The organism is Streptomyces sp. NBC_00539, assembly GCF_036346105.1.
In the GTDB taxonomy this organism is placed as follows: domain Bacteria; phylum Actinomycetota; class Actinomycetes; order Streptomycetales; family Streptomycetaceae; genus Streptomyces.
In genome coordinates, this window is the sequence record NZ_CP107811.1 from 6,838,821 (window position 1) to 6,857,233 (window position 18,413).

Below are 18,413 nucleotides of genomic sequence, written 5' to 3' on the forward strand. Positions count from 1 at the left end.
TCCTATGGGACACGTCCTGCCGGTCCGGATCTGCCGCGGGATCAACCGTTGCGCAGGAGCCACACGGTGCGCCCTCCAGGGAGGATAGCCATCCGTGGTCGAAGCATCACTCAAAGACACGCTCCACGGCCCCCGTGAGCGGGCACGGTGTCCTGCCGGCCAGGAACCTCCTCGTGCGGAGTGCCGGGCCAAGGTGCATTCTGAAAAATGGGGCCGTTCAGGTCGGCAAGCCTGCCCCGGAGGCCCCTACCAAGCCCAGGCACCGGACCCCAGCAGGGTGCGGTGTGCGATCCGGCGCCGGCGGAGCGAGCCAGGCTCCCGCGAGAGGCGCGCCGAAGCTGCCGGGCAGAAACGGTTTTCCCGAACCAGGGAGCAGGTCATGCCATCCCTACACTTCCACGTGAACTCCTCGATGAGCCCAGCCGAGGTGATGGGAGTGCTGACGAACTTCAGCCCCTCCCGCGTCGAGGAGTGGCCGTCCATCGATGCCGAGCACTTCCAGGTCCACGAGCGGGGCGATACCTGGGCGGAGGTGACCGAGGGCAACGACAAGTCGTGGGAGCGCGCACGCTACGAATGGGACCCCGCGACGCAGAGGGTCAACGTCACCACTCGCGACTCGGTGCCCTTCGGCTCGGGAGGCTGGCAGTTCCAGATGACTCCCATAGAGAACGGCACTCGCGTCGACGTCAGACTCGAACGGCACCCCACCTCGCTCAAGGCAAAAATAACGTCCTCGATCATTCCCTTCGCCGGGCCGGTGTTCCGCAAGTCGTTCAGGGAACCCCTGCACACCACGTAGTGGCACCGCGCCTGCAAAGGACCGCGCCCGCAACCCGCTCTGGCACCGGAGAAACGCATGAGCACCTATCGAGCCGCGCAGGTCGACACCGCGAACGGATCCTTCCGGATCGTCGAGCGCGAGGTATCGCCTCCGAGCCCCCGTCACGTACGGATTGCGGTCGAGGCCTGCGGAATCTGCCACAGTGACGCCATCTTCGTGAACGGCGGCATGCCCGGCACGCGGTTCCCTCTGGTTCCGGGCCACGAAGTCGCCGGGCGCATCGAGGAACTCGGGGAAGGAGCCGAGGCCGACAACTGGAACGTGGGAGACCGGGTCACGGTGGGTTGGTTCGGAGGGAGTTGCGGTCACTGCACTCCCTGCCGGCAGGGCGACTACATCGTCTGCGACAACCTCAAGATTCCTGGCTACGCCTACGACGGAGGGTTCGCCGAGGCCCTGATCGCACCGATCGACGCCCTGGCCCGGATTCCCGACGCCCTCCAGGCGTCCGACGCGGGACCCATGGCGTGCGCGGGCGTCACCACGTACAACGGTCTGCGGCGCAGCTCCGCCCGGCCCGGCGACCTCGTGGCCGTCCTGGGCATCGGTGGGCTCGGTCACCTGGGGGTCCAGTACGCGGTGGCCATGGGTTTCGAGACCGTGGCCATGGCCCGAGGTACGGAGAAGGCCGAGTTCGCCAAGCAACTGGGAGCGCACCACTACATCGACAGCACGGGACCGACACCGGTCGCGGAATCCCTCCTGTCCCTGGGCGGTGCCAGAGCCGTACTGGCCACGGCCGGAAGCTCCGAGGCCATCGCGGCAGCGGTCGACGGCATGACGCACCGAGGCGAACTCGTGGTCATCGGAGCGAGCCCCGACCCGCTGGGCGTCAGCCCGCTCCAGCTGATCATGCGCGGCAGGACCGTACGTGGGCACCCGTCCGGCAGCGCACAGGACGTGGAGGACACCATGGCGTTCAGCGTTCTGCACGGCATTCGTCCCATGGTGGAGACCGTGCCGCTGACAGAGGCGGAGGGTGCCTACCGGAAGATGCTTTCGGATGCAGCGCGTTTCCGGATGGTGCTCACGAACGGCTGACCCCGCCGGACCGACGGCCGTGGTGAGCGGTGGCGCCGGCGACATGCAGAGGGTGTGCAGGCCCGCGCGTTTCCAGGAGCGCAGGAGTTCGTAGTCGCGCGGGGAGACGAGGGACCCCAGGGCCCGTCCCCAGTCCCCGATCGGCGAGAACTGGTGAAGTCCGCCGTTGGGTTGAGGACATCGCGGGGACCTTGCGGTCGACGCCGAGCAGGTCCCGACACGTAACGGATGCGCATCCGCCCGCGTCGCCGAAGCCGTAGGACCTCCGGTGACCTTCAGGACGTGAAGCCGTTCGCACTCCCACTTCGGGCAGCGGCTCCGCGAGCGCCCAAGCTATACGGCGCCTGGCCCGCCGAGCGGCCCGCGCTCACCCCCGGCGTGCCCTGCTGAGGGATGGCCGGCCCGTGACATCACCGTGAACGCCTTCGGCGGCCCCAGCAAGGGGGCCGGGATGATGCGATCGCCGCTGTAGGCGTACAGGTCCGGCGCTCCGAAAGGACCTCAGGAGCCGAGCACGTGCTTAGATGCGTCGCGTTTCCGGGACCATCGACGAGGGTTCGCGTGATGGCCTGGCCGTCAGGCCGGTGGTTGCGAGGCTTTCCAGCCGGCCCCAGGGCTGTTCCACCTCACGGCGCAGCGCGTTGCTGCTTTTCAGGGGTGCGCGCCCCGCGCGAAGTCGAGGTCGTCCGGCAGAACCGCTTTCAGCGCGTCTTTCCAGGCGCCGGTTGGTGAACGCCTGAATGCCTTCAAGCGGTGCATGCATCCCGGGAGGCGGTGGGCCCGGTGGCTCACCGGGCCCACCGTCGTCGGGTCTCCTTTTGCTGCTACCCGAGCGACGCTCGTCCGGCGCGGGATCATCCGTGGGGTAAGCCTGGGGGAAAAGTATGGGGTATCCGGGGGATAAGCGGTCCTCCACGTGATCCGTGTTTTGCCTGGTCAGGTGTGGTTCTTCGGTCGGTGCCGAGCCGGATTTTCATATGTCTGGGTGGGTGGTGCGGGGCGGTCGTCTGGTCAGCCGGGCATGCCGAGGGCGTTGTCGGGTCTGCAGTACGGGCAGGGTTCCACGCCGTCGGCGAGCATGCGGCGGGCTTGGTCGCGGTCAATGGGCTTGCCCTTGCCCATCCCGCACCCGCCGACGTGCACGCGCAGTGCTTGAGGGCCGTCGGCGGTGCGGATGGCTTCGGCTTTCCAGTCCGGGGGAGGCGGCAAGGGAAGTCGGCTCTGCTCCTCGGTGAGGGCGGCTTCGAGTGCGGCGACGGTGCGTGCGACCTGGTGTTGCTGCCAGGTCAGCCAGGCCTGGACCGCCCGCCACCGCTCAAGACGCTCCTCGGTGTCACTCATGACGGCCGCGCCCCTGGGTCGGACACGACGAAGGCGCCGTCGATGTAGCGCACCACCAGCTCCTGTTCCCCGCCGGGCGCCGCCTCGGCCGCCTCTCGCAGTTCCACCCGCCGCAGCGCGCCGTGTCCGCCCGCCCGCCAGAACGGGTGCGCGCTGATCCGACAGAACAGGCGGATCAGCTCCCGCCGTAGCTCGGCCCCGCCCCGCTCCGGCCGGACGGCGAGCAGGTTGTACGTGCGGGTCCACTGCTGCTGGAGGTGGATCAGGTCGTCGGGGAAGGGGAGTGGTGCCATCCACTTAGTGAAACATGTGTTCGAATATCTGTGCGACGCCTGCGGGCTTCAGGTCGGGAATGCGGGGGTGGTGAAACGGTTCACTGAGTGCCTTCGTCGAGAGGATCCGCGTTACTGCAGGCTCCTGCAGGGCAATCTCGCCTGGCACCACCGTGTCAACCGCTACCGGGAACCCAGTCCCCTTGACTGACCGCAGGGAAGAAGCCCGGTCGAAGGTGTCAACACGGAACGACCTTCCCTACGCGCTCCGCCGAGTGAAGCGCTCATGGTCCAGCGCCGCTTCCAAGCCGCAGCAGCCGACGGACCCGGCCCCGATTCGCGCGCAGGGCGCGTGTGACTTCCTTGGGCAGGTCCCGGCCAACTTCGGTGTCCTCCGGCTCGTCGGGTATGTCCACATCAGCGCGGACTGCCGCACGCGATCACCGAGGCCGTCGGCCCATGCGATCGGAGAAGCCCAGCGGTCTGGGGGCTGCCGGGGCCGGGCGCAGCCGCCGGCTGCCCCCGCCGGTGTCAGGCAGGGGCGGCCGGACCCGCCTCAGGCGGCGTGGCCGCCGTCGACGGAGAATTCGGCGCCGGTGATGTAGGTGGCTCCGTCGCCGGCGAGGAAGGTGACCATGGCGGCGATCTCCTGCGGACGGCCGAACCGGCCCAAGGCCGTCATCGCGGCCTGGGGGCCCGCGTAGGGCCCGTCGCCGGGGTTCATATCGGTGTCCACCGGTCCGGGGTGGACGATGTTGGAGGTGATCCCCCTTCCTCCGAGTTCGCGGGCGAGGGCTTTGCTGAGTCCGGTGAGCGCGGACTTGCTCATCGTGTAGAGGGTTCCCCCGGGGCCCGGCACCCGCTGGGCCATACAAGTGCCGATGGTGATGATCCGGCCTCCCTGACTCATATGGCCCGCTGCCGCCTGAGAAGCGAGGAAGGCCCCCCGCACGTTGACCGCGAGCACGCGATCGACATCGGCCAAGGTGAGCTCCTCCAGCGGACCGACAACCCCCACGCCCGCATTGTTGACCAGTACATCGAGCCGGCCCAGTGACTGCGCCGCCCAGTCCACAGCGGCCGCTGCGTCGGCGACGTCGCCCGCGTCCGCTCTGACCGCGACGCCCCGACGGCCGAACGCCTTCACCTTGCCGATCACTTCCTCCGCCGCCACCTCGTTGGCCGCGTAGGTGATGGCCACATCGGCTCCCGCCTCGGCCATCGCCAGCGCGATCGCCGCACCGATCCCCCGACTGCCACCCGTCACCAGTACCGCCTTGCCGTTCATGTGTCCTCCTCATCATCGTTGGTTGATGATTCAAGGAAACGAGAAAGCGGCCCTGCGCGCTGGCGGGAATCCGACCTGGCATTCGCACCTGCCGCGCCCACCCCCGTGCGCCGCAGCCACCGTCGGCGTACGGGGCGCAGGGCCACCCGGATGTGGCTGGGGTGATGTATTTGGAACGGCCCACCAGCCACCCCCAACCCGGAGAAACGGTCCGATTGCCCGGCGGGCCGGCACCCGCCCCCGCAGCAACAACGCCCTGGAAACAGGACGCCGGGGGCACCGCCTCCGGAGAACCGCTGCAAATCGTGTATCGCATCGACGGCGAACCGCACCTGACCGAGGAGGTGCTCGACCACTTGGAAGGCCACCGCCGCTCGGCCCCGGTACGGGCCGAAACGCCGCCGTGGACCAGATCCAGCTCGACCTCTACGGCAAGGCCGCCTGCGCCCTCGCCCAGGCGGAGGACATCGGCGGCATCCGCGGCTGGCACGCCTTCGCACGCGTCATCGACTGGCTCACCCACCACTGGGACCGCCCCGACGAGGGCATCTGGGAGAACCACCTCGGCCTGTTCGCCGAAGAGATCGGCCCCGCTGGCGAACAGCTCGGCAACTTCCCGCAAGCCTTCACCCACCTGGCCCTGATCGACGCCGCCCTCGCCCTGGACGAGGAACTCGACCGTGCTGAGGGCCGCACCGGCTGACCGCACCTACCCCGGCCACCCTGCGCTCTCCATGGGCGGCCAACCGTGTCGTCCAGGCGGAGTCACTGCTGTGACGCGTCTGGCGGCGTCGTCGTCCCGGCTCCGATGGCCGAGGGCCGGGCGCCGCGGGGCAGCAGGCCCGCGGCGGTCAGTCCGCCCAGGCCGACGACCGCGAGCGCCGCCATCGCCGCCGCATACGCGCCCTTGCTGAGCCCCGACACCAAGATCGTGCCCGCCACGGCCGTGCCGAGTGAGGAGCCGAGGTTGGAGATGCTGCGCGACAGCCCGGAGATCTCGCCCTGCTGCGTCTCGGGGAAGCACGACTGGACCATGTTCACCGAGGGGGTGAGCATCACTCCCAGGCCCAAACCGATCAGCAGCAGGCCGGGAGCGAACGCCCAGGCACCGGGCTTCCAGGCGACCAGGGCGAGGAGTAAGGCGATGCCCGCGATCGTCACGATGAAGCCCACCATGATGAGGGTCCGTTGCGCATGGCGCCGGGCCAGCTTCTCGGCCGCCAGCGAGGAGGCGAGGATGCCGAGGGTGGCGGCGGTGAAGATGATGCCGGTCTCGATCGCGTCGTAGCCGCGCACGACTTGCAGGTAGGCGGCGACGGTGAACGAGACGCCCATCAGCATCAGCCACTGTGTGTTCTGGGTAACCAGGCCGAGGTTGGAGGTGCGGTTGCGGAACAGCGCGGTCGACAGCAGTGCCTCCCGGCCGGCGCGCTCACGGCCGCGCACCCAGGCGAAGAAACCGACCAGCCCCAGCGCGCCACCCAGCAGCAGGCCCAGCGCCAGCCAGCCGTTGTTGTCGACGGCCAGGATGCCGGTCACCAGCAGCACCAGGCCGGCCGCCGACAGAACGGCCCCCACCGTGTCGAAGGGCCGGGCCGGGTCGGGCGGCAGCGGGTCGACGAGCCGGCGGCTGAGCACCACGATCACCACGATCACCAGCGCCTGGAACACGAACGCGGCCCGCCAGCTGATCGCGCTCGTGATCAGCCCACCGATCAGCGGACCGGCGGCCGCCCCGATCCCGCCCATCGCCATGATCGCGCCGAACGCACGCGCCCTCGACGCCGTGTCCGTGAACAACAGCGTGGTCAGGATGTAGACCGGCGGGATCAGCAGCGCCGTGCCCACGCCCTCCAGAATCGAGTTCCCGAGGATCAGCACACCCAGCCCCGGCGCTGCCGCGCTGAGCACCGCCCCGACCCCGTAGATCACCAGTCCTGCCAGCAGACAGCGCTTGCGCCCCCACTTGTCGGTCAGTTTCCCGCCCGGGATCATCAGCGCAGCCATCACCAGCAGGAAGATCGTGATCGCGACCTGGACACCCTGCACGGTGGTGTCCAGGTCCTCGCTGATGTCGTTGATCATCACGTTCATGTTGGAGCCGGCGAAGCTGCAGATGAACTGTGCCAACGCCAGCGGGGCAAGCACCCGTCGAGCCCCCGCCGCCGTCCCCGCCATTGCGCCACCTGCCCATCCGCCAAGTCCGATGCTCTGAGGAACTGCGACTTTCTACGCAAGCAGGCTGCCGCTGACATCACGCAACCGCCATCCCGACCGTCGCACGGCCAAACGCCGCTGGGCCGAAGGCGCGCAGGAGCTATCTCACGGGGACACCGTGGCCGAGGAGGCTGGCGCTGGAACTGCGACCAACTGGACGACATGAGCCGCCGGGAGGCGATCGACCCCGCGCAGTACAAGGCGTACGCGGACGATCCGGGCGAGCTCCACCTGAACAACCTCTGCACCGCCCCGGCTGGAAGACCGGCGGCTGGACCCGCTGGAGCCCCACCGGGCCCGCCGCCCCTGGGCGCCCGGGACGGCAACTTCACCTTGATCGACATCACCGGCGGCAACAGCCTGCAGCTCCACGTCTGCCCGTCTTCTCCGTACCACCCCCACTTCGAGCTGCTCCAGTGAGTTCGTGCGGAAGTCCTCCGCGCCGACGCCCAAGCCACAATCGGCACCGCGATCGACTCTCCGGTCAGCAGCCTTGGCCGACTACCAGGTGATCCAAACGACGGGCCCCAGCCTCCAGCGGACCGGGACGGCAATGAACAGAATGACCTCGAGCTCTACCCAGGTCGTACGTCAGAGGCGTACGACGACGAGGGCGATGTCGTCACGGGCGCCGCCGACGACACCGAGTTGCGCAAGCAGCGTATCGGCGAGCTGCTCCGGGCCGAGGTCGACCAGGCCGCCGAGGGCCGTGGTGAGGCGGCTCAGGCCGGAGTCGATGTCCTCATTACGGCGTTCGATCAACCCGTCCGTATAGAGGACGAGCGTGTCACCCCGGTGGAAGGCGGTGCCCGATTGGGGCCGGGGAACGTGTTCGGGCCGGGCCCCCAGCGGCGGGTCGGTGGCCTGGTCCAGCAGCTCGCAGGTGCCGTCCGTATGTAGCAGCACCGGCGGCGGATGCCCGGCACTGGAGTAGACGAGCAACTGGGAGCGGGTGTCCACGAGAACGGTGACCGCGGTCGCCGCGAGTGCCCCGTCGACGGAGCGGGCGTACATGCCCAGCACCTCCAGGGCCTGGGCCGGTCCGACGACCGCCCGGCTGGCAGCGGACAGGGCACTGCGGAGCATGCCCATGACGGTGGCGGCTTCCAGGCCGTGGCCGACGACGTCGCCGACAGCGACGGTAAACCGGTCCTGGGGCAGGTCGACGGCGTCGTACCAGTCGCCGCACACGTTCAGCGAACCGATCGCGGGCAGGTAGCGCACCGCGACATCGGTGTGGCGGGCAAGGTCCGGGGAGCGCAGCATCGCCTCCTGCAGGGTGAGGGCAACCTCCCGCTCCCGGGCGTGCGCCTCCCGCAGCTCCTCGTTCAGCCGCTGCAGTTCCCGCGCCCGCGCGTACAGCTCGGCCTCCATCCCTTCCTTGCGCGGCTGGCCCTCGTAGTAGTGGCGGAACCGGCGGGACCGCATCAACGCGGTCACGTCCTCCACCCGGTGGATGATCCACGCCACCCGGCCGTCCGAGCCCTTGACGGGCGTGTTCACCGGCGACCACCAGCGCTCCTCGAACACCCCCGGTTGCGAGACCACGGGGATGTCGTACTTCTGCACCGGCATGGTGTCCGCCTGACCCGTGGCCAACACCCGGCCCAACGACGCCCCGAGGTTGCTCACCCCATCCGCGCTCGGATCACCCGGATTGTCGGGAAACGCCTCGAACACATGCTGGCCCACCAGGTCCTGACGGCTGCGGTCCGTCGCCCGCAGATAGGCCTCGTTGACAGCGACGATCACCAGGTCCGGCCCCAGCACCAAATACGGGCTCGGCGTTGCGGTGAACAACGCCCTGTAGTCGATCTCCGGCCTCACGACCAGCGGCTCCTCATCCAGGCATGCCCCTGCGGCCAACGTACCCAGCCACTGCGCCATCCGCGCGCCGGGCATCCATCCTGTGCGGCGCCGCGAAGGCCGCGATCAGTGGCGCACGCCCCCGGGCCGGGGACGACACCATGGGCACGCAGCCAGTGGCACGGTGGCGTGCGCACGGTGTCCTTGTTGAACGACGGGAGCCGATGCGGGGAAGCCTGCGCATCACCGACCGCTTCCAGGCCCCGCTCGCATGCGCGATCTGGGCAATGTTGCCCGTGGGCGAGACCTGAAATGGTTCCAACGGGTGGATTCCTCCACTCGGGCCGGCGTGGCAGGGGGACTGGCCGGCAGCCGGGATGTGTGAATGTGGGTGCCCAGGATGCTGCCCGCTCCGGACGGCGGGTACGGCAAGCCGCCTCCTCGCTCGTGAAGCCGTCCGTCGCCCATGGATGGGAGACGGCCGCTTCGCACCGGGGTCGCAGGGGCGCAGCGGCCTCTGCCTGGGCCCTCGCGCCACCGCACCCTCTCCTGGGGTGCGGATGTCCAGCGCCGTGCTCCTTTGCTCCAGCGCGTGGCGCCGCCCCACGGCCCATGCGCCAGGGTGCGCGGGAAGTCCGGCGCGGCAGGGCGCCGATTGCGCCGGCATCCAGAGGGGGAGATGACTGCACATCCGCGAGCCCGTCCGACACCTGGAAGCGCCAGGTCTCCGCAACGTCGGCCCGGGTTACCGCCGGACGGCTGATCCTGGCGGTGCCCCAGCAGCAGACTCAGGCCCGGTGCGGTCGGGTCGGATCTTCGAGGAGACGATGCACATGCCTGCCGGACCGCCCGCCGAGTCCTCCGATTCGGCCGGCCCCGCTGCCGCGCCCCCGGACCCGCTGGCCATCGTCCGGACCCGCGGATACGTGGCGGTGTTGCTGATCTCCGCCCTGCTCGGTGTCCCGATCGCCGCCGCCGCCTTCGGCTTCCTGGCTCTCGTCTCCGAGCTCAAGAAACTGGTCTACGACGACCTGCCCAAAACCCTCGGCTTCCACGGCACTCCCGACTGGTGGGCGATTCCGCTGCTCGCCGTCGCGGGAGTCCTGGTCGCCCTGACGATCCGACACCTGCCCGGGGGCGGCGGCCACAAGCCGGCCGAAGGGCTCAAGACCGGCGGCACGCCCTCGGCCGCCGCGCTGCCGGGTGTGGTGCTCGCCGCGCTCGCATCGCTCAGCCTTGGTGTCGTCCTCGGCCCGGAAGCCCCGCTGATCGCGTTCGGCGGCGGCCTCGCCGTCGGCGCCGTCAGGCTCCTCAAACGCGATGCCCCGCCCAGCGCCGTCGCCGTGATCGGGGCGGCCGGCAGCTTCGCAGCCATCAGCGAACTGCTCGGATCCCCGCTGGTCGGCGCCTTCCTGCTGATGGAGGCCACGGGACTGGGCGGCCCGATGATGGGTGTGGTGCTGGTACCCGGCCTGCTCTCCGCCGGCGTCGGATCGCTGACCCTCACCGGTCTGGGCACCTGGACCGGCCTGGGCACCTACTCGCTGGCGCTGACCCACGTACCGCCGGCCGGCCGGCCCACCCTCGGCGAGTTCGCCTGGGCGATCCTGGCGGGCGCCCTCGCAGCCCTCCTCGGGGAGGCGATCCGCCGTGCCTCGCTCTCCCTGCAAGACCTGGTCGAACGCCACCGGCTGGCGCTCTCCGTCCTGATGGGCGCCGCCGTCGGGGTCATCGCTCTGCTCTACGCAGTGATCACCGACCGGCCCGCCACCGGCGTGCTGTTCTCCGGCGAGGACGCACTCGGCCCGCTCCTCGCCGACAGCGCGACCTACACCGCGGCCACCCTGGTGGCCCTGCTGGTGTGCAAGGCTCTGGCCTACTGCGCCTCGATGAGTGCTTTCCGCGGCGGTCCCGTCTTCCCCGCCCTGTTCGTGGGCGCCGCCGGCGGCCTCGCCCTCTCCCATCTGCCCGGCCTGGGAACCACCGCGGGATTCGCCATCGGCGTCGGTGCCATGGCGGTGGCCATGTTGAAGCTGCCGATGACCTCCGTACTGCTTGCCAGCCTGCTCCTCGGCACGGAGGGACTGGACGTGATGCCGCTCGTGATCGTCGCCGTGGTGGTCTCCTACGTGGGCACGCTCCGGCTCGCCCGGCGTCCTGCCGCACCGCACGGCGCAGGGCTGCAGCCGGCAACGCCGGCCCCGTGATCAACCGCAAGCTCGACGGCGGCCTGCCCAGCCGGCAACGCAGGCCGGATCCTATGGCGAGGCCTGCCGCAGCCCACGGACGGCAGCAGGCGGTGGTCCCGTGTCGGATGCGCCCTCCCCCCGGACGGAAAGCGCGAGCCGCCTCCCCAAGGGCGGTGCGGGCGAAACCCAGGACGCTGAGGTGGCTGCCCCCGAGTACGGTCACACGTGCAGCACGCACGACTCCCGGTTTCGGCAGTTCCCCGCAGGCCGTGGATCCGTGTCCGGCGACCACCTCGTGGTGCAGATCGGTGCGCACGCGGGCAGAGCATTCGGGGGCACCGCGTGGCTGGCTTGACCCTTCGGGCCGGGAGCCGCAGAGTCGGGACACGGCGCCATGCCGGTACCAATACCCCCGTCCTCAGACATACCCGTGCACAATACCCGCCGGGAATCCCGGGCGGGTCCGACCTCCGGGAGTGGTCGTGTCGATGGTCGTCGACCTGCTGGTGATCGGCACGGCCATCAACCTCGGACCGCTTCACAACAGTGCCTTCATCCTGCTGCTCGCCTCACGCCGCGGTGTCCGCAAGGGCCTGGTCTTCCTGCTGTCCTGGCTGGCCAATCTGGTCGTGGTGGTGGCCTGCGTCGTGCTGCTGACGGGCGGGACGCCGCCCGAGCATCACAGTGGCTCGTCCACTGCCGCCGTCGCCGCCAAACTGGCGATCGGCGCCGGTCTCGTGCTGTTCGGTGGCTACCGGTTCCGGCAGCCTCCCCGCCCGTACCGGCCGCCGAGCTGGACGGCCCGCGTCGACAACGCCTCACTCGGTACCGCCGCCGCACTCGCCTGGCTGCTCCAGCCCTGGGCGCTGGTGGGAGTTGGTGCCGCCACGGTCGTCGACGCCGACCTCTCCTCCCTCTCCGACTGGCTTGCCCTGAGCGGCTACTGCCTGCTGGCCACCCTCAGCCTTCTTGTCATGGAGCTGTACACCGTGTGGGCGCCGGGTGCCGCCCAGGCCCGGCTGAACGCTCTGCGGACTTGGCTCGAGCACCACCAGGACCAGCTGATCGTCACCCTCTCGCTGCTGGCCGGACTGTGGCTGATGGGCAGCAGCATCTACGCACTCGTTGCCTGAGGCCCGCCCCGGCTGCGCGAAGCCTCCGCGTGCGGCCAGGGCCAGCTCGCCTTTCCGGGCGCAGTCCGGAAACGCTCGAACCGGGGGCCGGGCGGACCAGGGCCCCACCGTGTGGCTGCAGGCACCGGACGCGCTGCTGTCGGTTCGAAGAACTGAAGGGCGTTGTCCACCGCCTCCGTGCGGGTGCGTCACCGGCCTGTCCGGCGGTGAGTCCGGCGCTGCCGTCTGCCAGGGGTCCATGCGCGGGCTGCGGCAGGATCTGGACGGCTGCGGCCTGTTGTTCCTGGACGGCCCTCCCGGGGTAACGGCCCCTCTCGCCCGGTACCCGGCGGTGCCGCTGCTTGCCGGCGCTCTTATCCCGGGCTCGGGTCGTGGTCCCGGACGACTACGACCGTGACGAAGGGCAGGCTCTCGTGGCCCGCTGGATGTGCAGCACCCCGACTGGAGCCTTGAGGGCCTCGTGCACCGTAAGGGAACGGCCGGGCTGTACCTGCCGGACATGGAACCGGTCTGAGTGCCACACCCGCCCTTTCCGCGCCCGCGGGCGCCACTGCTGCGCCAACCTGGCAACGTGCGTGCGGACGTGTATTCGTGAACAGCGGTCGAACGGCCGGGGCCGACGTACGGTCGAGTAACGGACCGAGCCGTGTGGCCGGCCCCGTACACCCTGGCGCGAGCCTCGGCCGGCGCCTCGACGTTATGACCGGAGCAGCCCATGCTTCTCTACGCCCAAATCCCAGCACGGCGGAACCGCCAGATCCTCGCGGACCTGCTGGCCGTGGTCGTCATCGCCTGCGCGGTGTGGTTCGCGTTGGCAGTCCAGGACGCGATCATGCTTCTGGCCGAGCCGGGACGAAAGGTGGAAAGCGCCGGCGAGGGCTTCGCCGGCGCTCTCCACGACGCGGGCCAAAGTGCCTCGGACGTGCCGCTGGTCGGCGGCCTCCTGAGGAAGCCTTTCCAGTCCGCGGCCGATGCCGGCACCGGGCTTGCCGACGCCGGGCAGTCCCTGCAAGACGCCGTCAGCCAGTTGGCTTTCCTGGTCGCGGTGGTTCTGATCGTCGTCCCCGTGGCCTTCGTACTCCTGGTGTGGGTTCCCCTACGCGTGCGCTGGATCCGTCGCTGCGCCACCTTCCGAAGCCTTTACAGCGGACCCCACGGCGCCGACCTCCTTGCACTGCGCGCTCTCACCGGACCGCCCGGTGACCTCCGTACGATCCCCGCCCCGCCGGGCGGCCTCGCGGACGCCTGGCGCCGCGGTGACCAGCAGGTCGTCGCCGCTTTGTCCGAGATCGCACTCAGGCGGGCGGGCTTACGGCCCTGACAAGCGCAACAGTGGCCAGTACCCCTCCGTCACCCGCCCGCCCAGTTCGGGCCGCGGTCGACGGCGGCGGAGCGGGCCACGGTGGCTCGGGCACGTACCAGTACGCCTGGCCATTCTCTGAGGTGAGCGCCCGGTACCTGCGTGGGTTCACAGACCGGGGGAACCATGATGTCCGGCACCTACCCCCGCGATGCCGAGCTCGGCGGCGTTGTCCGTGTCGCCGGTGGGGGCGGCTTGGAGCGCGAGGGCGCCTTGCCCAGCCGTACGCCCACCGGCGCCTGGACGTCAGCCTCGTCCACCGCGACCTCGACAAGCCCGTCGAACGCTGACCCCCCTCCGCCCCTGCGCTGCCTCTCTGGGGTCTGCGCGGCTGTCGGTAGCACCCGCACCCAGGGGGCGAAGCGCTGATCTGGTCTGCCTCCTCCCGCCAGTACCGCAGGACCGTTCCCTGCACGATGTCGAGCCGCTCGGCGGCGATGAGGCAGGAAACGGGCTCCGCGAATACGCAGACGGGCGGGGCGGACCCGCCATGTCTCCCCTTCTTCCTCACGAGTGATTCTTCGGTGTCCATGTGGCGCGACGCGTTCGCGCGCACCGCCCGAGCCAGGTGAGGGCAGTGTCCCCGCACGCAGGGCGCGGTGGAGGGTGTTGAAGCAGGCGGCCTGGACCGCTGGGTCGCCCGCAGCCGAAGCGACGCCCGAGATGTCAGCCCGGGTGTGCCCGACGCCCTTCCACTCCGCCCCTGGTCCCCTGGTCCCCGGTTCGAGACTGGATGCACCACAGGGGGGTGATCATGCCGGCTCCGGGTATGCGCAGTGCGGAAGAGGAGTGCCGGGCTGGGGGAGCACTCCTGAACTGGAACCTGACCCCCGCGAAACGGGAGGACACCATGATCGTCCTCGGTGTCATTCTTCTCATCGTCGGCTTCCTGACGAGTATCAGCATTCTGTGGACGATCGGCATCGTCCTCGTCGTCATCGGACTCGTGCTCTGGATCCTGGGCGCCGTCGGGCACGCCGTCGGCGGCCGTAAGCACTACTACTGATGTCCGCGCGAACGCGAACCCGCCGCCATCAGTGCCACCGCCGCCCACGGGGGAGGGTCCTGGGCGACGAGGGCGGTGAGCAGGGCGGCTCGCAAGAGCAGCGGCAGCGCCCCCGCGCATAGCGGCCACGGCACCGGCGCCGCCACAGGTGAAAGACGTATGGGGTGACGACGCTGCCCGCCCCCAGGGCGCTCCCGTCGGTGAGCGCAGCCGTCGCGTACGCGGCTACGCTCACCGACTCGATCCCGTTGCGTCCGCCGGTCCAGACGGCACTGGCGGCCGCGCATCCATGTCAGGCCGGTCCGAGTACGAGCCGGCCGTAGCGGACCCCGGCGCGGGCGGTGTCGGCCGGTGTGGCGCGGCGACGTCCCGTAAGGCGTGCGGCCCGGCGGCACGAAGCCCCGGGAGTCAGCCATTGACTTGTCTCAGCGAATCTGGGGCGCGTCTGAGCAAAGGTGGGTCTCCGAAGGTTCGTCTCAGTGAAGATGGGCCACCGCCCTATCCGTCTCATCGAAGAGGGGCCGAACTGCTCCGTCTCCGTGATGGTGGGCCGGCCTCGGATCAGAGATCGGCGAAGACGGGGATGCTCGGCCTAATCGGGAGGCGGTATCGGCGACGGATGGGGGACACTTCGCCAGGTGATCGTGATGCAGCCCGTCCTGGAGATGAACACCCCCGATGGCTTCGCCCTCTGGCCTGTGGCCGAGACCGAACGGTTCGGCTTCCTGTCGCTCAGCGGTGGGCTTTCACCCGCCGAGATCGGGACGGCGCTCATGCGCATCGCCGCCTGCAATGACGTGGACCCCGCAGACGATGGCGACCTTCCACCTCGGCCGGCCGAGCCTCTCAGCGGCTTCCTCCACGGGCTGCTGAACCTCGACAACCTCTACGCGGCGGGCGGCCTGCGCATCACGGACATCTCCACGAGCATTACCTTCTCGCCGGGCTGCTGTGACGGACTGGAGGACTGGCGCGACTGGTACCAGGTCCTCGACGGCAGCGGCATCATCGGGTACGGCCACGATCCGCTGCCGTCGCTGGCCGAGCGTATCGGGGATACGATCCGCCTCACCGTCGACACTGCCCGGGACGACAGCCCAGCGATCGAGCTGTCGGTCACCGAGCTCCGCCGTCTGCTCGCCGGCGCCGAGCGCGACCTGACCGAGTTTCTCGCGGCGGCAACGGACTGGGTTACCGAGCACCTACCTGACCACTCCGTTCCTCTGACCGCTGCCCTTGCCCGCGTTCTCGCTCTTCCCGCGCCGGGCATAGCGCCAGCCCCGCTTGGTGCGGAACGGACGTGACTACCGGCATGCGTATGTCCTGGACTCTCGACGGACATGGCTGGGCCACCTGCATAGTTGCAGATCAACAGGCCAAGGTTGAGCTCACCGCGTCCCCTATCACCAACGCCCCGGAGGAGTTCCTGACTGCCGTGGCCCGGCTCGTCTCAGGCGGGACGGGCACCCGGGCGCAGTTCGAAGCTGAGCCCACCGCCTTTCGGTGGATCTTCCACCGTCAAGGCAACGACGTCTGGATCCGCCTCCTGGAATTGGGCCGCGGCAGCGACCACGACAGCAAGGGCGCCGAGATCTGGTCGAGCCAGTTTCACGTCGAGGCATTAGCCCGAGCCGTAATCCGCTGCTTCGACGAGGTGGCTGAGACCTACGACGAAAGCGGCTACAGGGGCAAATGGGGTGAGCATTTCCCTCGAAGCGAACTCGAAGCCCTCAGACGTCTCTGGAACGCACATCGACACGAAGACGACACATAGCCCACGGTCGCCCGCTGCTCATGAAGAGTGCGGCGCAGCCACGCGTGGGGCACGAACGGCCTGACCGCGGTGTCGAGTGCATGGTGGTCATGTGGTGCGGCACAGAGCGTGGTCGATGAGGTTGCGCAGTGCGTCTTCCTGACGGGCAGCGGTCTGCGGGTCCGCGGAGCGGCTGTGCGCGGAGACGGTGACAGTACGTCGGCCGTCTGTGGTTGTCGCGGTCCGGATGACATATCCGAAGCCGCTTCCTCCATGCCCGAGGTAACCGTCGCCGCAGGACAGGGGGGTGAAGAACAGTCCCAGGCCGTCCCGGGTGCCTGCCGGGTGGCCGCTGTCCTGCGGCACCGCGACTGTGGGCCGCATGGCAGCGAACTCGGCGGGCCTCAGCAGCCGTCCGTTGGCCAGGGCGGTGAAGAAGCGGTTGAGGTCGCGGGCCGTGCCGGTCATCGAGCCGTCGGCCCCACTGTCGAAGGGACGGTAGGGGATCGTGGTGTCGACCATCGGGCCGTCCAGGGCGAACTGCTGGTAATTGGCCGCGTGCGGATGCGGGAGGAAGGGCTTTGTGCCCGGGGTGTCGGTGTGCTGCAGGCGCAGGGGGCGCAGGATGCGGTCGTGGACCTGCTGTTCCCACGTGCGGCCGGTGATCTTCTCGATGATCATTCCGGCAAGTACGTAGTTCGTGTTGGAGTACGCCCAGCGAGTGCCGGCTGGGAAGTCAGGCCCATGGCGCAGGGCCAGGGCTACCAGCTCTTCGGGCTGGTAGGCACGCCACCGATTGGCGAAGTACGTCTGGGCACTGGGGCCGGGGAAGACGTCGTAGATGTAGTCGGACAGGCCGCTGGTGTGCTGCAGCAGGTCGCGGACGGTGATCGTCCGGCCGTCGTTTCCGGTTCCGGACACGACCCCGGGCAACAGTTGCTCCACGGGGCGTGACGCGGCCGAAGCCGCAACCGAGGACAGAGACGGCACGGCCAGCGCAAGCACCGCAGCTGATAACCACACACTACGAAAGATCACGACCTGAGGCTAGGAACAGGAGGGGCCACCAGCCATCCGGGATTCGCCCCTTGTGAACGGGGGGCAGCCGGATGGACAAGCGCACCAGGCATCCGGCATCACCACCGAGCTTCCACATCTGATCAAGCCCTCTGAACAGCGGAAAGACCGCTGGACCTGACTCAGCCGCGTTGGTTCAGCGCTCTGGTCAGATCCGGGTTGGCCTCCCTCGCGGCATCGAGATCGGATCGGGCCTCCTCCAAGGCGCAAGTCAGTTCGACGTTGTGCTGCTCCAGCCTCGTGATCTTCCGCTGGAGCTCGTCGATGTCCGCCGGGCTCCCAGCCCCGACTCCTGCCATGCCTGAGCACCCAACGCCCGCGGCAGCCGCTTCTCCAACTGCTGAAAGCGGGCCGCCGAGGTGATCCCCGCCTCGCCCCGTAACAGTTCGGGTCTCACATTTGAGCAGAAGTTCGACGGGTACCGGGCGTTGGTGTCCACTCCGTTGGCCCCAAGTGGGCGGGTGCTGCTCCAGACCCGCCGCGGCTCCCTGGTCCAGAGAGTGTTCCCGGACCTCGTCGCGGCCGCCGAGCAGCTGTCCGTCGGCTTGGTCCTGGACGGCGAGGTGATCGCCTGGGACGTGGGGGCCGACGCCCTGTCGTTCGGGGGGTTGCAGCGCCGGGCTGCCGTCCGCGCTGGCGGCGCCTCCGCGCTGGCCGCGTCACTGCCCGTCCGGGGGCAAGCGCGAGGGGGTGGCCTCTATCCAGGAGGCTCCGCCGCCGTGATCATGCCAGCCGTCGGGAGGTCATTTCAGTTGCCGACACCGTTCCCCACGACGATCTTGGGCTACGAGCAATCAAGGGGGACATCGTGGGACTGATGCTTTTCCCAGGCGACGACGACGTGGCGAGCCCGGACGTCTCCTGGTCCTACACCGGCTTCAGCCTGTTCAGGAAGTGGTTGGCCCAGGCCGAAGGGATCACCTTCGCCGAGATGGAGGGCTTTGGCGGAGAGCGCCCGTGGTGCAGCGTGTTCACCACGTTGGCGCCGCTGCTCAACCATCCAGACGACGATGGCCCCGACCTCGCGCCGCTCAATGTGCGGCCATGTTGCCCCGGCTGGAAGTGATTCTCGCCCAACGTCAGCCT

General features: G+C 69.4%; 17 protein-coding genes and 1 pseudogene. 12 read left to right on the plus strand and 6 right to left on the minus strand.

Translation table 11 applies throughout. From position 1 onward, the window contains the following. The first annotated feature begins 379 nt into the window (after positions 1 to 379). Positions 380 to 802 carry a hypothetical protein gene (locus OG861_RS31175; protein WP_329191780.1) on the plus strand — a complete coding sequence of 141 codons (423 nt, stop codon included), beginning with the start codon at positions 380 to 382 and terminating at the stop codon, positions 800 to 802. A 57-nt stretch (positions 803 to 859) separates the two neighbouring features. After that, complete coding sequence (locus tag OG861_RS31180) at positions 860 to 1,885, plus strand: alcohol dehydrogenase (RefSeq protein ID WP_329191778.1); 1,026 nt, start codon at positions 860 to 862, stop codon at positions 1,883 to 1,885. A gap of 1,011 nt (positions 1,886 to 2,896) precedes the next feature. Here the strand turns inward: OG861_RS31180 and OG861_RS31185 are convergent. The 3 genes from OG861_RS31185 to OG861_RS31195 all read right to left on the minus strand — a co-directional run bounded on the left by OG861_RS31185 (position 2,897) and on the right by OG861_RS31195 (position 4,786). Then, on the minus strand, positions 2,897 to 3,226 hold the full coding sequence (locus OG861_RS31185; RefSeq protein ID WP_329191776.1) for a DUF6233 domain-containing protein: 330 nt from the start codon (positions 3,224 to 3,226) through the stop codon (positions 2,897 to 2,899). After that, positions 3,223 to 3,519 carry a hypothetical protein gene (locus tag OG861_RS31190; protein ID WP_329191774.1) on the minus strand — a complete coding sequence of 99 codons (297 nt, stop codon included), beginning with the start codon at positions 3,517 to 3,519 and terminating at the stop codon, positions 3,223 to 3,225. Before OG861_RS31190 ends, OG861_RS31185 begins: the two co-directional genes overlap by 4 nt. 535 nt (positions 3,520 to 4,054) lie before the next feature. Then, the gene (locus OG861_RS31195) at positions 4,055 to 4,786 is read right to left on the minus strand and encodes an SDR family oxidoreductase (RefSeq protein ID WP_329191772.1); all 732 of its coding nucleotides are present in this window, start codon (positions 4,784 to 4,786) and stop codon (positions 4,055 to 4,057) included. A 269-nt stretch (positions 4,787 to 5,055) separates the two neighbouring features. Between OG861_RS31195 and OG861_RS31200 the strand changes: the two are divergent. Then, positions 5,056 to 5,489, plus strand: a pseudogene (locus OG861_RS31200) (glycoside hydrolase family 15 protein); the annotation flags it as partial. 62 nt (positions 5,490 to 5,551) lie between these two features. Here OG861_RS31200 and OG861_RS31205 read toward each other — a convergent pair. Further along, positions 5,552 to 6,964 (minus strand): MFS transporter, encoded by a 1,413-nt coding sequence (locus tag OG861_RS31205; RefSeq protein ID WP_329191770.1) that lies wholly within the window; start codon positions 6,962 to 6,964, stop codon positions 5,552 to 5,554. 201 nt (positions 6,965 to 7,165) lie between these two features. Between OG861_RS31205 and OG861_RS31210 the strand changes: the two genes are divergently transcribed. Then, positions 7,166 to 7,423, plus strand: coding sequence for a hypothetical protein (locus OG861_RS31210; protein WP_329191768.1), 258 nt, complete (start codon positions 7,166 to 7,168; stop codon positions 7,421 to 7,423). Positions 7,424 to 7,594: 171 nt separating this feature from the next. Here the strand turns inward: OG861_RS31210 and OG861_RS31215 are convergent, their stop codons facing one another. Beyond that, positions 7,595 to 8,830, minus strand: a complete 1,236-nt coding sequence (locus OG861_RS31215) for a PP2C family protein-serine/threonine phosphatase (protein WP_329191766.1) — start codon at positions 8,828 to 8,830, stop codon at positions 7,595 to 7,597. 812 nt (positions 8,831 to 9,642) lie between these two features. Between OG861_RS31215 and OG861_RS31220 the strand changes: the two genes are divergently transcribed. The 6 genes from OG861_RS31220 (at position 9,643) to OG861_RS31245 (ending at position 16,271) form a co-directional block, all read left to right on the plus strand. Beyond that, positions 9,643 to 11,016 (plus strand): chloride channel protein, encoded by a 1,374-nt coding sequence (locus OG861_RS31220; RefSeq protein ID WP_329191764.1) that lies wholly within the window; start codon positions 9,643 to 9,645, stop codon positions 11,014 to 11,016. Between the two features lie 470 nt (positions 11,017 to 11,486). Beyond that, positions 11,487 to 12,131, plus strand: a complete 645-nt coding sequence (locus OG861_RS31225; RefSeq protein ID WP_329201934.1) for a GAP family protein — start codon at positions 11,487 to 11,489, stop codon at positions 12,129 to 12,131. Positions 12,132 to 12,846: 715 nt separating this feature from the next. Continuing rightward, a complete protein-coding gene (locus OG861_RS31230) occupies positions 12,847 to 13,452 on the plus strand; it encodes a hypothetical protein (RefSeq protein WP_329191762.1) in 606 nt (201 codons plus the stop codon). Positions 13,453 to 14,341: 889 nt separating this feature from the next. After that, a complete protein-coding gene (locus OG861_RS31235; protein WP_168713964.1) occupies positions 14,342 to 14,497 on the plus strand; it encodes a DUF6131 family protein in 156 nt (51 codons plus the stop codon). A 647-nt stretch (positions 14,498 to 15,144) separates the two neighbouring features. After that, positions 15,145 to 15,801 (plus strand): hypothetical protein, encoded by a 657-nt coding sequence (locus OG861_RS31240; protein WP_329201932.1) that lies wholly within the window; start codon positions 15,145 to 15,147, stop codon positions 15,799 to 15,801. A 14-nt stretch (positions 15,802 to 15,815) separates the two neighbouring features. Then, positions 15,816 to 16,271 carry a hypothetical protein gene (locus tag OG861_RS31245; RefSeq protein ID WP_329191760.1) on the plus strand — a complete coding sequence of 152 codons (456 nt, stop codon included), beginning with the start codon at positions 15,816 to 15,818 and terminating at the stop codon, positions 16,269 to 16,271. An 87-nt stretch (positions 16,272 to 16,358) separates the two neighbouring features. Here OG861_RS31245 and OG861_RS31250 read toward each other — a convergent pair whose 3' ends face one another. Next, a complete protein-coding gene (locus OG861_RS31250; protein ID WP_329375213.1) occupies positions 16,359 to 17,288 on the minus strand; it encodes a serine hydrolase domain-containing protein in 930 nt (309 codons plus the stop codon). A gap of 398 nt (positions 17,289 to 17,686) precedes the next feature. Here OG861_RS31250 and OG861_RS31255 point away from each other — a divergent pair, with 398 nt between their 5' ends. Next, positions 17,687 to 18,145 (plus strand): ATP-dependent DNA ligase, encoded by a 459-nt coding sequence (locus OG861_RS31255; RefSeq protein ID WP_329191758.1) that lies wholly within the window; start codon positions 17,687 to 17,689, stop codon positions 18,143 to 18,145. Then, entirely contained in the window at positions 18,136 to 18,393 is a 258-nt protein-coding gene (locus OG861_RS31260; protein ID WP_329191756.1) for a hypothetical protein, read from the plus strand. Before OG861_RS31255 ends, OG861_RS31260 begins: the two co-directional genes overlap by 10 nt. The last annotated feature ends 20 nt before the right edge of the window (positions 18,394 to 18,413 follow it).